Source organism: Nonomuraea sp. NPDC050227 (assembly GCF_044459705.1).
Classification (GTDB): Bacteria; Actinomycetota; Actinomycetes; order Streptosporangiales; family Streptosporangiaceae; genus Nonomuraea.
In genome coordinates this window covers 248,858-266,887 of sequence record NZ_JBITJF010000007.1, presented here as the reverse complement: position 1 = coordinate 266,887, position 18,030 = coordinate 248,858, and the positions used below count along the sequence as shown (strand labels likewise).

At 72.9% G+C, this 18,030-nt stretch carries 12 protein-coding genes; 6 read left to right on the top strand and 6 right to left on the bottom strand.

Features of this window, described 5'->3' with window-relative positions; genetic code table 11:
• The first annotated feature begins 32 nt into the window (after window positions 1-32).
• Window positions 33-1,718, top strand: a complete 1,686-nt coding sequence (locus ACIBK9_RS27800; RefSeq protein ID WP_397161884.1) for a tetratricopeptide repeat protein — start codon at window positions 33-35, stop codon at window positions 1,716-1,718.
• A gap of 79 nt (window positions 1,719-1,797) precedes the next feature.
• Here the strand turns inward: ACIBK9_RS27800 and ACIBK9_RS27795 are convergent, their stop codons facing one another.
• Both ACIBK9_RS27795 and ACIBK9_RS27790 read right to left on the bottom strand, forming a co-directional pair.
• A complete protein-coding gene (locus ACIBK9_RS27795; RefSeq protein WP_397161883.1) occupies window positions 1,798-3,348 on the bottom strand; it encodes an alpha/beta hydrolase in 1,551 nt (516 codons plus the stop codon).
• A gap of 159 nt (window positions 3,349-3,507) precedes the next feature.
• Window positions 3,508-6,684: an amidohydrolase family protein gene (locus tag ACIBK9_RS27790; protein ID WP_397161882.1), complete on the bottom strand. Its 3,177-nt coding sequence runs from the start codon at window positions 6,682-6,684 to the stop codon at window positions 3,508-3,510.
• A 305-nt stretch (window positions 6,685-6,989) separates the two neighbouring features.
• Here ACIBK9_RS27790 and ACIBK9_RS27785 point away from each other — a divergent pair, with 305 nt between their 5' ends.
• On the top strand, window positions 6,990-7,430 hold the full coding sequence (locus tag ACIBK9_RS27785) for a hypothetical protein (protein ID WP_397161881.1): 441 nt from the start codon (window positions 6,990-6,992) through the stop codon (window positions 7,428-7,430).
• 17 nt (window positions 7,431-7,447) lie between these two features.
• Here the strand turns inward: ACIBK9_RS27785 and ACIBK9_RS27780 are convergent, their stop codons facing one another.
• A complete protein-coding gene (locus tag ACIBK9_RS27780) occupies window positions 7,448-8,134 on the bottom strand; it encodes a TetR/AcrR family transcriptional regulator (RefSeq protein ID WP_397161880.1) in 687 nt (228 codons plus the stop codon).
• Window positions 8,135-8,385: 251 nt separating this feature from the next.
• On the opposite strand from ACIBK9_RS27780, the gene ACIBK9_RS27775 reads away from it, so the two are divergent.
• Entirely contained in the window at window positions 8,386-9,609 is a 1,224-nt protein-coding gene (locus ACIBK9_RS27775) for an oxygenase MpaB family protein (RefSeq protein WP_397161879.1), read from the top strand.
• A 179-nt stretch (window positions 9,610-9,788) separates the two neighbouring features.
• Complete coding sequence (locus ACIBK9_RS27770; RefSeq protein ID WP_397161878.1) at window positions 9,789-10,688, top strand: aminoglycoside phosphotransferase family protein; 900 nt, start codon at window positions 9,789-9,791, stop codon at window positions 10,686-10,688.
• Between the two features lie 179 nt (window positions 10,689-10,867).
• Here the strand turns inward: ACIBK9_RS27770 and ACIBK9_RS27765 are convergent, their stop codons facing one another.
• Genes ACIBK9_RS27765 through ACIBK9_RS27755 form a run of 3 tightly spaced genes read right to left on the bottom strand, consistent with a single transcriptional unit; the run spans window position 10,868 to window position 13,796 of the window.
• Complete coding sequence (locus tag ACIBK9_RS27765; RefSeq protein WP_397161877.1) at window positions 10,868-12,100, bottom strand: epoxide hydrolase family protein; 1,233 nt, start codon at window positions 12,098-12,100, stop codon at window positions 10,868-10,870.
• A 13-nt stretch (window positions 12,101-12,113) separates the two neighbouring features.
• Entirely contained in the window at window positions 12,114-12,572 is a 459-nt protein-coding gene (locus ACIBK9_RS27760) for a MarR family winged helix-turn-helix transcriptional regulator (RefSeq protein WP_397161876.1), read from the bottom strand.
• Window positions 12,573-12,620: 48 nt separating this feature from the next.
• On the bottom strand, window positions 12,621-13,796 hold the full coding sequence (locus ACIBK9_RS27755; protein WP_397161875.1) for an ROK family protein: 1,176 nt from the start codon (window positions 13,794-13,796) through the stop codon (window positions 12,621-12,623).
• A gap of 201 nt (window positions 13,797-13,997) precedes the next feature.
• Between ACIBK9_RS27755 and ACIBK9_RS27750 the strand changes: the two genes are divergently transcribed.
• Together ACIBK9_RS27750 and ACIBK9_RS27745 are read left to right on the top strand one after the other, a co-directional pair.
• A complete protein-coding gene (locus tag ACIBK9_RS27750; RefSeq protein WP_397161874.1) occupies window positions 13,998-15,638 on the top strand; it encodes a beta-N-acetylhexosaminidase in 1,641 nt (546 codons plus the stop codon).
• The gene (locus tag ACIBK9_RS27745) at window positions 15,635-18,007 is read left to right on the top strand and encodes a phosphatidylserine/phosphatidylglycerophosphate/cardiolipin synthase family protein (protein WP_397161873.1); all 2,373 of its coding nucleotides are present in this window, start codon (window positions 15,635-15,637) and stop codon (window positions 18,005-18,007) included. Before ACIBK9_RS27750 ends, ACIBK9_RS27745 begins: the two co-directional genes overlap by 4 nt.
• The last annotated feature ends 23 nt before the right edge of the window (window positions 18,008-18,030 follow it).

The following is an 18,030-nucleotide window of genomic DNA, read 5'->3' as shown; positions in this document are numbered from 1 at the left end:
GGGTGCCCGCCCCTGCGGTTCCCGGTGCGGCCGTGAACCGCTACGACTGCCATCGCGGCCACGGGCCCTACGCCGGGGTCGCCGGATTCCTCGCCACGATCGCCGCCGACCGTCCCCGCCTGGCCGCCCGCCATCGGGTCGAGCTGTACGCGATCGCCCCATGGCTCGACCGCACGGCGCGGCCGGCCGCCGAGGAGGAGCCGATCAGGTTCCACCCCGCCCGCCGCACCGCCTGCCTGGCGTACGGCGCCGCCGAGTTCGCCGCCGCCTGGGCCGGCGCCCTCCGCCGCCCGGTCACCGTCACCTTCGACCACGTCGCGAACGCCGACGAGACCACCGCCGAGCTGCTGGACGTCCTGGTTCGGCGGACCGCCGCCACCCCGCTGCGCCTGGACCTGCGCGCCGACGGTCCCGCTGAGCCGCCGCCGCTCCCCACGGCCTCGGACGCCGTCCGCGCCGCCCTCGGCGACGGCCTGGCCCGCGGCTTCTACCACCACGCGGCCCGCGTCGCCGCCCACGGACGCGCCCTCGTCACCCCGGACGGCGACCTGCGGCAATGGTGGGCCTGCAGCACCGGCCTGGCCACCGCGCTGGCGGCGCTGGAGCGCGCCGAGGAGGCACTCGATCTCTACGACGAGGCCCGCGCCGCCACCGGCGACCCGAAGATCAACATGTCCGCCGCGTACGCCACCGCCATGTTGTACGCCCGCCACCTCCCGGCCGCCCGCCAGGACCCCGCGCAGGCCCGGCACTGGCTGGAACAGGCGCTCGACCTGGCGCAGAGCCTGGACGACCCGCGTCACCAGGTGATCTCCACCGTCTTCTACGAGCAGGGCCTGGCGTTGCTGGAGGCCAAGGCGGGCGCGCCCGACCGGGCGCTGCGGCTGGTCGACGACGGGCTGGCCAGGCTGACCGCGGTGCTCGCGCCGGGCGAGCACCCGCAGCACCTGGCCCGCCTGCGGCACAACCGCGCCCAGGTGCACCTGGCGCTCGGCGACCCGGAGCGGGCCCTGGCCGACCTGGACAGCGTGATCGCCCACGACCCGGACAACAGCGAGTACTACGTGGACCGGGCCGCCCTGCACCGGGCGGCCGGTCGCGTCCAAGCCGCGATCAAGGACTACGGCACCGCCATCAGCCTGGGGCCGCACCTGCCCGAGGCCTACTACAACCGCGCCGTGCTGCACCTGGAACGCGGCCGCGACGACCGGGCCCGCGAGGACCTGGAGCACGCGCTCGCCATCGACCCCGGCCACCTGGACGCCCGGATCGCCCTGGTCAACGCCCACCTGGAGCGCGGCGCGCTCGACGCCGCCGAACGGGACGCGCTGGCCGGCCTCGAACTGGCCCCCAAGGACCCCGCGCTGCTGTGCACGCTCGGCCTGATCCGCTCCGAGCGCGGCGAACCGGCCGAGGACCTGTTCACCCAGGCTCTGGAGGGCGACGAGACGCTGGTCGAGGCGTGGACCAATCGCGCCGCCGTCCGCTTCGAACGCGGTGAGGTGACCGCCGCCGTGGCCGACCTGGACCGGGCGGTGGCCCTGTCGCCCGCGCCCGAGCCGCGCTACAACCGGGGCACCGCGCTGGCCCGGCTCGGCCGCTGGGAGGAGGCGGCCCGCGACTTCACCGACGCGCTCGCCCAGCCCGGCCTGGACCGGGCGCTCCGCCGCGACCTGCGCGCCGAGCTCGACCGCTGCTGGCGCGCCCGCTCCGGCTGACCTCCGGCGGGGTCAGCCCGCCGATCGATCCGCGGCCGGGTTCCCCCGGCCGGTCCCGCCTGTCGATCCGCGGCCGGGCTCACCCCCGGCCGGTCCCGTCGCAGGTGGTGTCCTCAGCGGGCAGGACGCCGTCCACCAGGTACCGGTTGACGGTGGCGTTCACGCAGGCGTCGCCCGCGGCGAGGTAGGCGCCGTGGCGGTAGGCGCCGCGCAGGGTGATCATGCGTGAGCCGGTCAGCGCCCGGTGCATGGACCGCTGGCCGGGGAAGGGGGTGACGGGGTCGCCCTCGGCCCCGACGACCAGCAGCGGGACGTCGTTGCCGAGCGCGGTGGGCGCCTCCACCGGCGCGACCGGCCAGAAGGAGCAAGGGCCGAGGTTGCGGGTCATCGGCCCGAACAGCGGCTCGTCCGCGCGGTGGGCCTGGATGTCGCGGTAGTAGGACTCCAGGTCGCGGGAGGCGGCCCGGTCGGCGCAGAGGATCGGGGTGCCCGCCCGGTCCTCGGCCGATCCCGACCCGGTGAACAGGCCGCCGAGCGTCTCCTTCAACGACGCCGGGACGGTGACCGCGTCGCCGCGGGCGGCGCGGGCCAGCGTCCGCACCTCCGCGGCGAAGCTCGCGTACGCCTTGGCGCTGTCGTCGTAGAGGCGGATGAACAGCAGGTAGGGGACGTGGTGGGCGTCGATCCGGTACCCGCCGACGCGCAGCGGACGACGGGCAGCGGCCCGGTTCACCCGCTCCACGGTGGCCAGGACGTCGGCCTCGGTGGCGCCCAGGCCGTACTCGGAGTCGCGGGCGGCGGCCCAGGAGGCCCAGTGCCTCAGCGCGGCGTCGATCGCCGGGCCGGTCGCGGACAGCAGGTCGGGGCCGTAGACGTCCGGGTCCACCGCGCTGTCCAGGACGAACCGGTCGGCGCGGCCGCCGAACAGCTGCGCGTAGACGGCGCCCAGGTAGGTGCCGTAGGAGTAGCCGAGGTAGGACAGTCTGGGCTCGCCGAGCGCGGCGCGGATGACGTCCATGTCACGGGCGGTGTTGCGGGTGGAGGCGTGCGGCAGCAGGTCACGGTTGCCCCGGACGCATCCGGCGGCCAGCTCCTGCATGAGCATGGCGCTCTCGTCGAACGTGCGACGGGTCGGGCCGGCCGACCGGGTGGGGGTGTCGGTCGTCCACCGGCAGCGGATCGGCGTGCTGCGGCCGACGAAGCGCGGATCCATCCCGATCAGGTCGTAACGGGCCGCGACGGCGGGCATGAGCCTGCCGAGCAGCGGCTGTCGCAGCCCGCTCCCGCCCGGACCGCCGGGATTGATCAGCAGGACGCCCCGGCGCGCGCCGGGATCGGCCGCCTTGATCCGTGAGATCGCCACCGACACGGTCCGCCCCCGGGGCCTGCGGTAGTCCAGCGGAACGGTCACCTCGGCGCACTGGGCGCCCGCCGCGTCCAGAGCCGCGCCGGCGTCGTCGGCCGGACCGGTCGCGCAGCGGTGCCAGGCGAGCGCCTGGCGGTGGAACCCCGCCAGGGCGTCGGTTCCGTTGTCACGCCTGACGTCCGCCGACGCCTGGCCGGTGACCGCCATCCCCGCCATCAGGGTCGCGCTCGCGGCGACGGCTGTGACGATCTTTCGTGCACGCACAGAAAGCCCCCTTTTCTGATGATGTCGGCACCGACGCTAGGGGGCCGCGCGATTGACCTTGATCAGCCGAACGGCCGACCAAGATCGGCCGTACGGCCATTCCGACGTTCTGATCCGGACGGCCTGACCCGCACGCGGACATGAGCGGCCGGGGCTGGTTCAGTGGCCGTCGCAGCAGGCGGTGCGGGCTTCGGCGAGGTGGGCGGGGTCGTTCCACCAGTGGCCCGCCGTGCTCGGATGGGCGGGGACGCGGGCCTTGACCCGCCCGGCGGGCGCGGCCGCCCCCTGGTCGGTGGCGGCGGTGGTGGTGGCGGACGGGTATGGAGCGAGAAGCTGCTCGACGGTGTGGTGCCTGCCGCCGACGACGACGGCGGTGACGTTGGCCGCGTCCTCGATGCGGGACAGCGGGTCGCCGTCGACGATGGCCAGGTCGGCGTACATGCCCGTGGCGATCCGGCCCAGCGGGAGGCCCAGGTAGGCCCCGGACGTGCTGGTCGCGGCGGTGAGCGTCTCGCGCGGGGTCAGGCCGTACCGGACCATGGCCCGCAGGTTCATGTGCAGGCTGAGCCCGAGGTGGTCGATCGGCGCGTCGGTGCCGGCGGTGACCACGCCGCCGCCGCGGATCATCGCCGTGAGCTGCGCGACCTGGTTGGCGAGGTTCGTCCGGACCACCTGGAGCGCCGCCGGGTCGGCGGTCTGCGCCGCGGTGACCGTCGCCCGGAGCGCGGCCGTCCGCCAGTTCGGGTAGAGCCGGCGCACCCGTTCGTCGGTGACCAGCGAGGTGTCCTCCCGGTACAGGGTCGAGGAGGCGAACAGGGTGGGGGTCCTGGCCATCTTCGAGGCGTTGAACATGGAGATGACGTCGGAGTAGGCCGAGCCGACGTTCGTGACGGTGCGCGAGTAGCCGAACCGGTTGGTGGCGCCGACGTGCTCGGTCTGGTCGCCGCCCATGGCGATCGCCGGGTAGTGGTAGTGCGAGCTGACCGGCTTGCCCTGGCGGTGGGCCCAGTCGATGACCTCCCGGTGCCAGACGACCGGCAGCCGCACGTAACACTTCAGCAGGTCGTAGTCGAGGGCGGCGGCCCGCCGCAGTTCGAGCCGCAGCTGCTCGTGCGAGTACGTCGGGCGCATGAAGTTGTAGTAGACGCGCGCCCCGTCGATGGCCTCGCCGGTGCCCAGGTAGCGCGGCGCGAGCCGGGCGCCCGACTGCACCGACTCGCGTTCCTCCACCATGTGGTACGCGGGCGAGCCCGGCGAGCGGGTGGTGGTGACGCCCAGGGCGAGCCACAGCGGACCCTGCCGCGACCCGTAGGCGTAGCCCTGCATCTCGCGGTGGTGGTGGATGTCGATCAGGCCGGGCATGACGAACCTGTCGCGGGCGTCGATCAGGTCGCCCGGCCGTCCGTCCCGGTGCGGCTCGATCGCGGCGATGCGCTGGCCACGTACGACGATGTCGACGTCACGGACGACGCGGCCGGAGACGCCGTCCCACATGCGGCCCGCGTGAATGACGACCTGGTCGGGGCCGGGGTCGTTGCGCCAGGTCAGCCGCACAGGGACCGGCCGGGCGGGTCTCCCGTCGAGGCTCGCCCGCTTGAGACGTCCCTCGTTCAGGTAGAGGAGGGTGGCCGAGTCGCCGGCCCAGACGGGGGCGTCGGAGACCTCACGGGTGACCTGACGGGCCGTGCCGGTGGGCCGGCCGGTCCGGTCGACGGGCAGCACCCACAGGACCGACTCCATGGCGAAGGCGAGCATCGTGCCGTCGGGCGACCAGACGGGGCCGTCGTCGCCGCGGGTCTGCAGGGACCGGTGGGGCGCGGGGTCGACGTACGTGCCGGCGCCGGTGGCCCGGTCCACGAGCAGGATCTTGGACAGCCCCTCCCGGTAGCGCCGCGAGTACGGCACCACCGCGGCCATCGCCAGCGTCCTGCCGTCGGGGGACCAGGTCGGGCGGCCCGGCTCGAAGGTCGCGTCGTAGATCTTCTGGCGGTCGCCGGTGGAGACCTCCACGACCCACAGGGCGCCGTCCTGGTCCAGGTAGGCGATCTCGCTGCCGTCCGGCGACCAGCGGACCGACATGGCGGCGGAGTCGGTCAGCCGGGTCACCTGCCGGTCGGCGCCGGTGTCCAGCTCGCGGACCCAGACGTTGAGCGTGCCGGTGCGGTCGGTGACGAATGCCAGCCGCCGCCCGTCGGGGGAGAAATCCGGGTCGGCTTTCCACCAGCGGTCCCGGAAAAGCGGTTCCGGGGTGCCGCCGGCGCGCATGAGATAGATGTCGTTGAGCGCGCGGAAGGCGATGAGGGAGCCGTCCGGCGAAACGGCCGGGCTGCCGATTCCGACGACCGGGAATGAGCCTGGCTGGTCGAATACCCGGACCTTTTTCCGGTACTTCGGAGTGGTCGTCGTCAGCGCGGCGGTGAAGCCGACCGTGCCGGCGGTGGGGGAGCCGAGGCGGCGGACCTTGATGGTGCCGGCGGAGGTGTAGTAATAGCGTCCGTCCGGGGCGAACCGGGCGCGGAACGGGAACACCTCCTCGCCGGTGACGAGCGCGCCCGCGGTGCCGGCCAGGTCGTTGGCGCCCGAGTGGAAGTGGTGGTAGGCGAGGTCGGCGCCGTTCGGCAGCCAGGACGGCTGGTGGACGACCTGCCCGGCGGGCACCGTGACCGCGGTGGCGCGCGTGCCGGTGGCGACCTCGACGACGTCGATCCTGGTGTCGGCGACGACGAAGGCGATCTTGCTTCCGTCGGGCGACCAGGCCGGCTCGTACTCCTCTGCGGAGCCGTCGGTCAGGACGCGGCTCGCTCCGGTGGCGACGTCGAGCAGGTGGATGCCGTAGCTGCCGCCCGCGTCGGAGGAGTAGGCGATGGTGCGGCCGTCGGGGCTGTAGCGGGGCTCGCGGTGGTCGTACGGGCCGGTGGTGAGCTTCCTGATCGCGGATCCGTCGGGCCGGATCGTCCACAGGTCGAAGACGCCGTCGCGGTACGACTGGAACACGATCGTCTCGCCGTCGGGAGACCAGTCGGGCTGGGCGATGTCGTACAGGTCGCTGGTGAGCCTGCGGGCGGCGCCGCCGGAGGCCGAGCAGACCCACAGGACGCCGAGCAGGTCGAGGGCGAGCAGGCGGCCGTCGGGCGAGGGCGCGACGGCGAAGTCGGTGCCGGAGGTGACGGCCGTCCGGCCGTCGTCCCGCGCCACGCGGGCCCGCGCCGGTGCGGCCGGGGCCAGCGCGGCGGCGAGCGCGGCGCCGCCACCGGCCAGGACGGCCCGCCGGGACGGCCCTGACATCGATCCGGACGTGGCGGCGGAGACGTCGGAGGGAACCGGTGCGTGAGACATCGCGAATTTCCATTCCACTGTTCAGATGGTCGGCGAAAGGCTGAACACGACGACGCGCGATTCATGGTCCCAGACGAATTGCCTAATCGCCTCGGAGTTCATCTGATCGGCCAATGTTGCGTGGCTGGAAAATGCCTTCAGGAAAGTAGATATGTCGGTCAAAAGAATAAGTCAAGAGGGACGGGCGGGACGGGATCGCCGGCAGAAGTGGGGCCAGCCCCACCCACCCGTACGGCCAACCCCATGTTCCGGCCCGGCGGGTGCTTCCTAGGCTCGCTGCCACAACGACACGGAGGAGACAGATCATGACGAACACCGGCGACCTCCCGACCGCGGCGACGGCCCTCGGCGACGCCCGTGCCCAGGAGGCCCTCGCCACGGTGAAGAAGTGCGTCACGCTCTTCGGGGCCGTCGGTGTCATCGTCCTCGGCGTGGTCGCGGTGATGGCGTTCACCGGCGGCGAGGCGTCCGGTTTCATGTGGGTCCGGGGGGTCGTGCTGGTCGCGATGGCTGCGCTGATCCACCGGATGACCGTCCGCGCCGCGGAGGGGTCGTACAAGGCGTTCGACCGGGTGCGCACCCTGTCCACCGTCATGCCGATCGCGATCATCGGCGTGGACCTGATCCCCGGCCTCTGCCCCGCCTGGTACGCCGTGCTCCAGGGCCTGTCGGCGCTCGCCCTGGCCGGCGTCGCCGTCGTCACCCGCGGCGCCGCGCTGCGCGCCGCCTTCGCCGGCGGGAAGTGAGGGCCGGGCCCCGCGGGTCAGGCGGGCGGCTGGAGCATGGGCACCAGGAAGCGCCTGGCCACCTCGGCGAGTTGCCCGTCGTCGTCGAGATCGATGACGGCGCTGGGGATCGCCAGGAAGGAGGTGGAGATGCGCACCATCATCTCCGCCACGAGGTCGGCGTCGAGGCCGTCGGACACGTTGCCCGCGCGTTGCTCCCGGCGGAGCTGGCCGGCGACGAACTGCCGCACCGTGGCGAGGGTCTGGCCGCCGTCGGTCATCAGGGACGGCACCAGCAGATCGGGCTCGGTGGCGATGAGACCGCCGATCAGCGGGTTGCCGCGGATGGCCCGCAACGAGCTGACGAAGCCGAGGACCACCCGGTCGGCCGGCGTGTGCGCCTGCTCGATGTCGATGAGGAACCGGTCGAAGTAGCGGCGGAACTCCCGGCGCACCACGTGCTCGACCAGCGTGTCCTTGGTGTCGAAGCGCCGGTAGACGGTGATCCGTGACACCTTGGCCAGGCGTGCGACGTCCTCCATGGTGGAGCGCCTGATGCCCATCCGGCAGAACTGCTCGTAGGCCGCGTCGAGGATGCGCGTCCGCAGCTCGTCGGGGTCGCCGACGCGTTCGACGGCGTCGACGAAGGCGCGCTCCAGCAACGACTCCGAGCCCGACGGCGCCATGAAGCCGGACAGCACGGATTCCACGATCACCTCCTGCATCGATTCTGCCTCAGGGGCGGGTCTTGTGATGTCCATCACAACGTGCTCTCATGATGATACACAGACTCATGGTTTGTTTCTCAGTATCACCCACTTCTCGGCCCCGGGCGAGAAGGAGGAAGCGGCGTGGGAGAACTCAGCAGGCGTGATTCCGGCGACGGCGCCGACACGCGCTCCCTGTTCGGTGGATCTCCGGCGAACCGATCGAGACTGCCCTGAGCGGGACCCCCCATCTCGAAGGAGTGCAGAGCATGGCAGAGCTGAGCAGGCGCGAGATACTGATCTCGGGCACCGCCCTGGGAGCCCTCGGCGCGCTGGGGATCACCTCCCCGGCCCAGGCCAAGGCCCTCGCCGACGGCTGGGAGTGGCCGGCCGCCGGCTCGGTCGCGGGCTCCGGCACCGGCGCCGACCCTCGCTGGGTGTGGGACGACGTCGCCGACCCGCTCCTCGCCTCGCTGTTCGACCGCGGGGTCATCCCCGAGGTCAACCGGCTGCTCCTCGACTGGAACCGCAACGACCAGCCGCTGCCCGCCGGGCTGCCGGCCGACCTGCGGGCCTTCATCGAGCAGGCGCGTCAGCTCCCGTCCTGGGCCGACCAGGGCAAGCTGGAGGCCGCGTCGCGGTTCCACGCGCTCAAGGGCAACTACATCGTCGTGCTCACCATCGTCGGGGCCGGCATGCTGGCCACCGCCATCCCCAAGGAGGCCCGCGCGGTCTACTACTCCGCGGGCGGCGCCGACCTGAAGGACCGGGTCGCCAAGACGAACGTCCTGGCGTACGCCGTCAGGCCCCAGAACGCCTGGGGGCCCGGCGGGACGGCCGTGGTCGAGGCCGTCAAGACCCGGCTGGTGCACGCGGCCGTGCGGCACCTGCTCAAGTCGTCCCCCCACTGGCCGGGGCCCATCCCGATCAGCCAGGAGGACATGCTGGTCACGTGGCACACCCTGGCGACCTACTCCATGCGCGGGATGCGCGAGTGGAAGGTGCGCATCTCCGCCGCCGAGTCCGCGGCGTACCTGCACTCGTTGCAGCTGCTGGCGCACATGCTCGGCATCAGGGACGAGTTCATCCCCGCCACCTGGGACACCTCCTACGCCCAGTCGGACATCGTCCTGCCCAGGAACATGGGGCCGACGCCGGAGGGCGTGGAGCTGAACGACATCCTGCGCGACATGCTCGCGGAGCTGACCAGCCCGGGCAGCATCGACAAGCCGCTGGTCAACGCGTTCTCCAGGTACCTCACCGGCAACCAGGCGGCCGACTGGAACGGCATCCCGCGCGAGCCGCTGTGGGACCCGGTCGTCAAGACCGCCTGGCCGCTGCTGGTGGCGTTCAGGGAAGGGGTGATCGGGCTGCCGCTGGTGCCGGCCGCGGCCTGGCTGCTCGACGAGATGATCAAGAAGTGGACCACGTTCTACCTGACCAAGGGCGCGCAAACCAAGATCGTGATCCCGACCGGCAACCGCCCCGGCTGACCCCGGCGGCTCCGCCCCAGGAACGCGTACCGGACGCGGGCGACACCCGTGGGGCAGGCGCAACCTGCCCCACGGGCGCGCCGCGGGCCTTCGATAATCGGGTCGACACGCGGGCTCGCGGTGCACTGTGATGGTCCGGCCGCCCGCCGCAGGGAGCGGGCCCGTCGCTGGAGTCGTCCTTGGCAGTCCCGGGAACCGCGCCCGCCCGCCCCACGATCGACGCCGCCCTGGTCAGGAGGCTGGTCGACACGCAGTTCCCGCAGTGGGCCGCGTTGCCGCTGCGGCTGCTCGACCCGGCGGGCTCCGACCACGTGATCTACCGGCTGGGCGACGAATTGTCCGTCCGGCTGCCCCGCCACGCCGACGCCGTCGGGCAGGCCGACAAGGAACACGAGTGGCTGCCCAGGCTCGCGCCATGGCTGCCGCTGGCCGTACCGGTGCCGGTGGAAGTGGGCGAGCCCGGCTTCGGCTACCCGTGGCGGTGGGCGGTGTCCCGCTGGCTGGCGGGCGAGGTGGCCACCGTCGAGGCGCTGGCCGGCTCGACCGTGGCCGCCGAGGGGCTGGCGGAGTTCCTGGTCGCGCTGCAGCGGTTCGCGCCCGAGTCCGTCCCGTCCCTGAAGAGCCGTCCCGACCTCGCCCAGCAGCCGCTGGCGGGCCGGGATCGCGCGACGCGGGCCGCCATCGCGGCGCTCGGCGGCGTGTTCGACCGCGCCGCCATGACCGGGCTGTGGGACGCGGCCATGAGCGCCCCCGGCTGGGACCGCGCGCCGGTCTGGTTCCACGGCGACTTCCACACCGGCAACGTGCTGACCGTCGGCGGCCGCGTCAGCGCGGTCATCGACTTCGGCGGGCTCGGCATCGGCGACCCGGCCGCCGACCTGATGATCGCCTTCACCCTGATGTCGGCCGGCAGCCGGGCCGCCTTCCGCGCCGCGCTCGGCGTGGACGAGGCCACCTGGACCCGGGGCCGCGGCTGGGCCCTGGCCACCGGCCTGAACGCGTACACCGCCTACGCCGCCGTCAGCCCGAGGGTCGCCGCGCAGACCACCCGGCAGATCACCCAGGCCCTCGCCGGCTAGCCCGGTTCGCCGGAAATACGAACCGGGATGTAAGAAAACCGTCCTTCGGACCACATGTTCTACGAACGACTCATCCGCGACCGAAGGAAGACCCTGATCACGCCCCACCGAGACGCCGGTCCGGCCAGGTCCGGGCCGGGCCGGTCGTCGGATTCGGCGGGATCGGCGGGAAGGGCGCGTCAGCGGTGGGGGCGGAAGGTGCGGCGGAGGTCTGCGACCCATTCGTCGGGGATCTCCCATGGGATGAAGTGCCCGCCGCGAGCGTGGCAGGTGATGCCGGCGTGGTTGTACCAGGCGGCCCGGTCGCCGTCGAGGAAGCCGCGGATCCGCTGGTCGCCGGTCGTCACGCCGGGCGGGTTCTCGAAGTCGACGAACGTGATGCCCGTGGGCGCCTCGACGACCGGCCACCGGTCGTGCGACGGCGTCCAGGGGTAGCGGTTGTTGTTGGCGTAGGTGCGGATCGAGCTGTCGATCGTGTTGCCCGCCCAGAAGATCGTCGCGTGGGTGAGCAGGTCGTCCTTGGTGAAGACGTTCTCGACGTCGCCATGGTTGTCGGACCACTTCGTCCAGCGTTCCAGGATCCAGGCCAGCATGCCGGCGGGGGAGTCGGCCAGGCCGTGGCCGAGCGTGGACGGCGCGAGCATGTGCGCCGCCAGATGCACCGCGAACCGCCGGTCCAGCTCGACGAACCGGGCGTGCACGTCGGCGGGCAGGCCGTCCGGGATGGGCATGCCGCCGCTCAGGTCCCAGGCGCGGTCGCCGTTGAAGAAGGTGAGCTTCTGCGCCGAGCCGATGTGGATCGCGTACAGCTCGTCGGCGTACTTGTGGCCGAGTTGCCCGGTGACCAGCGCCCCGACGTCGCATCCGGCGGCGGCGTACCGGTCATGGCCGAGGACGCCGGTCATCAGCTCGTGCCACACGTCGGCGATCTTCCAGAAGTTCATGTCCGGCCGGCCGTCCAGCGGGGCCGAGAACCCGAAACCCGGCAGTGAGGGCACGATCACGTCGAACGCCTCCGCCGGGTCCCCGCCGTGGGCGCCGGGGTCGGCGAGCGGGTCGATGACCTTCGACCAGTGCCAGAACGTCCAGGGCCAGCCGTGGCTGAGGATCAGCGGCACGGGGGCGGAGCCGACGCCGGGCTTGCGCATGAAGTGCACCGGCACGCCGCCGACGTCCACCCGGTAGTGCTCGTAGGCGTTGATCGCCCGTTCCGCCGCCCGCCAGTCGAAGCCGTCGGCCCAGTAGGCGACCAGCTCGCGCAGGTACTCGCCGCGCACGCCGTAGAAGCCGTCGTCGTTCCCGGCGGACGGCGCCCATCGGGTCATGATGAGCCTGCGGCGCAGGTCGTCGAGCACCTCGTCCGGTACGTGCAGCGGCTCGGGGCGCAACGGGAAGGGAGTCGAGCGAGTCAAGGGAACCGTCCTCCTAGTCTTCGACACGCACGGCGATCTCGGTCAGGCGGCCGAGGACGCCCGCGTACCGGGCCAGCTCTGCGCGCTCGTCCTCGCTCAGGTGCGCCACCAGGCGGGCGACCCGCGCCACCCGGTCGGCGCGCCGGGAGCGGACGATGTCCCTGCCCTCCTCGGTGAGGCTCAGCAGGACGGCGCGGCCGTCGCGCGGGTCGGGGCGGCGCGCGACCAGCCCGTCCCGTTCGAGCCTGGCGACCAGGCTGGTGAGCGCGGGCTGCTTGAGCTGTTCCGTCGCCGTCAGATCGGTGAGCCGCATCGGACCCTTGCCCGCCAGCGTGTGCAGCACGGACAGGGTCGAGAAGCTGAGCCGCCGCACCGAGGGCAGCCGGATGAAGTACGCGTTGAAGTCCTCGATCGCGCCGACGAGCGCGTCGAGGTCGAGATCGGGGCCGGGGTCCGCCTGAGAGGATGCCACGCGCCCATTTATATCGAAGTTCGATGTAAATGGGCTACATTCGGTGAGCTACACCATTAATGACGACGGAGGCGCGGCGACCGACAGGTCGATCTCCGGGTCGAAGAGCACCTTGGCCAGATGCTCGACGCCGTGGCACACGGCCCCGATGGCCACGCACTCGTCGCCGAGCACGGAGGCCCGCAGCTCGGGCGTGCGCAGGCACATCGTCTCCAGCTCGATCCGCAGCGGCTCCATGAGCACGTCGGCCGAGCGCGAGAACCCCCCGCCGAGCACCACCAGGTCGGGATCCACGGTGAGGGCCATCGCGGTGGTGGCCAGCGCGAGCACCTTGACGTAGCGCAGGACGGCCCGGCGCGCCTCGACGTCACCCTGCCTGGCCGCCTCGAACACCGCCCCCGCGACCGCCTCCGGCGGCGTGCCGGGCTCGACCGACGGGACGGCCTGCAGCAGCTCGCCCACGTGACCGAGGTTGAACAGCGGATGCACGCCGATCTCCCCGGCGGCGCCGCCGCTGCCGCGCAGGGGGACCCCGTCGAGCACGACGGCGGCGCCGGCCCGGCGTCCGACGTGCAGGAAGATCAGGTTCCGCGCGTCGCGGGCGATGCCCCTGCGGCACTCGGCCAGCGCGGCGAGCCTGCTGTCGTTCTCCACCAGGACGGGGCAGCGCAGCCGGTCGCCGAGGTGGTCGGCCAGCGGAACGTCCGACCAGTCCTGGATGGCCCGCGAGAGCACGACGCGCCCCTGCAGGTCGACGTAGCCCGTGCTGCCCGCGACCGCGAGCCAGACGTCGGCGGCGGCGGTGCCCGAGCCGGTCAGGCAGCCGTCGATGGCCCGGTCGACGGCGGCCAGCCGCTCGCCGCGCGGCTGCTCGGGAGTGACCGGCTTGCGCGTGGTGTGCAGGACGTTGCCGTCGAGGTCGGCCACCACCGCGAGCACCTTGTGCGCTCCTATGTCGAGCCCGAGCACCCGGCCCGCCTCCGCGTGGAACCGGTAGCGGCGCGCGGGCCTGCCCTTCTCGCCGCCGCTCGGATCCAGCTGGACCACCCAGCCCAGCTCCATGAGGTCCTTGACCACCACCTTGATGGTGGCCCTGGCCAGGTCGGCGCGCTCGGCGAGCTGGGTCAGCGTCGCCGGCCCGCCGGCGCGCAGGGCCGAGAGCGCGGCGAGCGCGTTGAGCCGCCGGAGCCGCTGGAGGTCGCCGCCGGTCACGGAGAGCGTCACTGATGACCCTTCTTGACGAATCTTAATGGTGAGCTCCATCATAAATCCTGATCGAGGCGCTCACCCAGAAAAAAGAGGCCAGATCACGGGCATGGCCGCGGGCGGCTCGCGGCGACCGGAAGCCGAGCGCCATGCTACGACCCGCCGCCCGCCCTGTCACCGACCGACGATCCCGCCCCCGAACCCCCCCAGGGACCTGTCTTGCTGCTGCCACGACCCGTCCATGTGACCCCAGACGGCGGGGAACCCTTCGCCCTCACCGCGACCACAGTGATCGCCGCCCCTCCCGGCCTGTCGCGGGTGGAGGGCTGGCTGCGGGCCGCGTTGTCGCCCGCGACCGGCCTGCCGCTGCCCGCCGGACCGCCGGGGCCGGGGGCGATCGAGTTCGCCCTGACCGCCGGGCTCGGCCCGGAGGGTTACCGCCTGACCGTGCGTACCGACGGGGTGCGCGTCGAGGCGGGCGACGCGGCCGGGGCGTTCTACGGCGCGCAGACCCTGCGCCAGCTCCTCCCGCCCGCGGCCTTCCGCAGGGGCGCGGTCGGCGAGCAGGACTGGCTGCTCGCCCCGGTCACCGTCGCCGACCGGCCGCGCTTCCGGTGGCGCGGCTGCCTGATCGACGTGGCCAGGCACTTCCTGCCGAAGCCCGACCTGCTGCGGTACATCGACCTGCTGGCCGCCCACAAGCTCAACGTGCTGCATCTGCACCTCACCGACGACCAGGGCTGGCGGCTGGAGGTCAAGGGCTATCCGAAGCTCACCGAGGTCGGCGCCTGGCGCAGGGAGAGCCCGCTCGGCGACCGCCGGCACGGCGTGTTCGACGGCCGCCCGCACGGCGGCTTCTACACCCAGGACGACCTGCGCGAGATCGTCTCGTACGCGGCCGACCGGTTCGTCACCGTGGTGCCGGAGATCGAGCTGCCCGGCCACTCGCAGGCGGCCATCGCGGCCTATCCGGAGCTGGGCAACCTCGACGAACGGCTGGAGGTCGCCACCGGGTGGGGCGTCTCGCCCAACGTGCTCAACGTCGAGGACGCCACGCTCGCCTTCTACCGGGACGTGCTCGACCAGGTCATGGAGATCTTCCCCGGCGAGTACGTCTGCGTGGGCGGCGACGAGTGCCCCAAGGAGCAGTGGCGGCAGAGCCCGTCGGCCCAGCGCCGCATCGCCGAGCTCGGCCTGCGCGACGAGGAGGAGCTGCAGAGCTGGTTCATCGGCCAGTTCTCCGACCACCTGGCGGCGCGCGGCCGTCGCCTGCTCGGCTGGGACGAGATCATCGAGGGCGGCCTGCCGCCCGGGGCGACCGTGGCGTCCTGGCGCGGGACGTACGGCGCGGTCGCGGCGGCGCGGGCCGGGCACGACGTGGTCACCTGCCCCTTCACCGAGCTCTACCTGGACTTCCGGCAGTCCGACCGGCCCGACGAGCCGGTCCCGATCGGCAACGTGATCTCGCTGCGCGACGTCCACGGCTTCGAGCCGGTGCCGCCGGAGCTGACCGAGGCCGAGGCCGCCCGGGTCCTCGGCGCGCAGGCCAACCTCTGGACCGAGCACATCGACTCGCCCCGCGGGCTCGACTACATGGCCTTCCCGCGGCTGTCGGCCTTCGCCGAGGTCGTGTGGAGCCCCGCCGGCGGCGACTTCGACGACTTCCTGGCGCGGCTGCGCCACCACGAGCGCCGGCTCGCCGCGCTGGGCGTGGAGTACCGCAAGGAGACCGGTCCCGAGCCGTGGCAGACCCGGCCGGACGTCCGCGGCCGGCCCAAGGAGCGGGCGGAGACCGAGGCCGAGGTGGCGGCCTGGACCCGCGGCCTGCGGCGCAACCTCAGCGAAGGGAAGCGAGCATGATCAAGCCTCTGTCCGTCGTCCTCGTCGGCCTGTCCTGCTTGCTCGGCCTGGTCACCCCGGCCCAGGCGGCGGCTCCGGAGCTGTCGGCGTACTTCAGCAGGCCGAGCGTGGACGGCACGCTCGCCGACCCCCTGCCCGCGAAGGTGCTGGAGCTGATCAGGCTGGCCGCCCCGGACTCCACGCTGCGCGTGGCGACCTTCGTGCTGGAGCTCAAGACCGTCAAGGACGCCCTGGTGGCGGCGCACGACCGGCAGGTGGACGTACGGGTGGTGTCCGAGGGATCGGGGCACAACGCGCTCCTGGACGAGCTGGCCGCGGCCGGCGTGCCCGTCACGCTCTGCGACAGGGGCTGCAACGGGCCGGACACCGACATCAGCCACCACAAGTTCCTCGTCTTCAGCCGGCTCACGGATGGCAGGACCGACGTGGTCGTGCAGAGCTCGCAGAACCTCGCCCCCGACACCGGCCTGCACCAGAACATGCTGATCAGCTCGGGCGACGCCGCGCTGGCCGACGGCTACCGGCAGGTGTTCGACACGCTGGCCTCCCAGGTGCGGACCTCCTGGCGGGCGCCGTTCACCGCCACCAGCGGCAAGGTCACGGTCTGGATGGAGCCCCGCGACACCGCCTACGACCAGAGCGCCTACGGCAGCGCCGACCTGGTCGCGGCCATGATCCGGGACGTGGGCTGCCCCGGCTCGATCCGCGTGGTGCAGTCGCAGTTCGCCACGGACCGGCCGCTGGTCATCGCCGAGCTCAAGGCCAAGAAGCAGCAGGGCTGCGACGTCCAGGTGCTCGTGGCCGAGGGCAACCAGACGGCCGCGACCGCCGCCGAGCTCGCCAAGGGCGGGATCGTGGTGCACACCTTCCGGCCCGGCGGCTGCCACTACCCGATCGGCGACACCTGCGCGCCGGACAGCGTCCACTCCAAGATCATCCTGGTGGACGGGCCGTCGGCGGCGGCGGGCGGCGCGCGGCGCAGCTACGTCTACACCGGCTCCCACAATCTCAACGGCGGCTCCCTGACCGCCTCGGACGACTCCTTCGTCCGCGTCGACGACCCGGCCGTCTACGCGGCGTACGACGCCGACTTCGCCTCGATGAAGGACGAGGTCGTCAAGATCGTCCCCAGGGCCTTCCCCGGGGCCGGACTCCAGATGACCGCCAACGGCCCCGACGACCAGCGCGCGCCCAGGGCCGCCGCCATGCGGTCCGGCTACACGGCCGTGGCCTGGGAGGACGACCGCGACCGCGCCTCGGTGGAGGGCACCGAGGTCTACGCGCGCATCTACCGCGACGGGCAGCCGGTGACCGGCCCCGTCAAGGTCTCGATGGGCGGCGTCGGCTGCGCCGCCGGCTGGAACCACGTGCAGCCGTCGGCCGGCGTCGACGACGCGGGCAACGCCTACGTCGCCTGGGCCGAGGACGGCGACTGCCGGGGCGAGCACAACATCGCGGTGCGCAGGCTGTCGCCGTCGGGCACGCTGAGCGCGACGATCTGGGCCAACGACCCGCAGTGGAGCGGCGACCAGACCCGGCCGAGGATCGCGGTCCGCGGCGCCGGCGGGTTTACCGTGGCCTGGGAGGACGGCCCGACCGGGACCGTCCGCGCGGCCGGCTACGCCTCGCTGACCGCCCGTACCTTCGCGCCGCTCCAGGTGGGCACGGGGGACCGGCCCGACGTGGCCGTCGACGGCGCGGGCACCGCGACCGTGGTCTGGCAGCAGGCGCCCGACGTGTACGGCAGGCGGATCTCGGCGACCGGCGCGACCGTCGCCGCCGCCACCCGGATCAACACCAACGCCGCCACCCAGCACCTGGCCCCCGCCGTGGCGACGACCCCCGGCGGCGACAGCGTCGTGGCCTGGAGCGACAACGTGGCGGTCACCGGCGGCGACGTGACGACCGTCTGGCGGGTGCGGACGCGCGGCCTGACGCCCACCCTGGGCCAGAGGTTCGCGGAGATCCCCGTCGCGTTCGGCAGGTACGCGCCCAACACCCCCTCCGACGGCGGCAAGGAGTACCCGCCGCTCTGCGGAAAGATGGACCAGACCTACCGGTGCGCCGTCCAGGGGTCGCCGTCCGTGGCCGTCGACGACACCGGGCGGTTCGTGGTCGGCTGGACCGAGTCCGACCTGTGGAACGCCGGCCGCTCCCACGAGGTGTACGCCCGCGGGTTCAACGCCGACGGGACGACGACCGGCCGCTTCCCCTGCGAGCGCATGAACCCGAACACCGCCGGCGACCAGTCGGGCACCGCCGTCGCCGCCGACGGCAGCGGGTTCCACCTCTTCTACGTCGAGGACTTCGACGCCAACGGATACGGCGACGTCGTGGCCAGGACCGGCTTCACCAACACCGGACTCTGAGCCCGCCGCCCGCCGCGATCGAG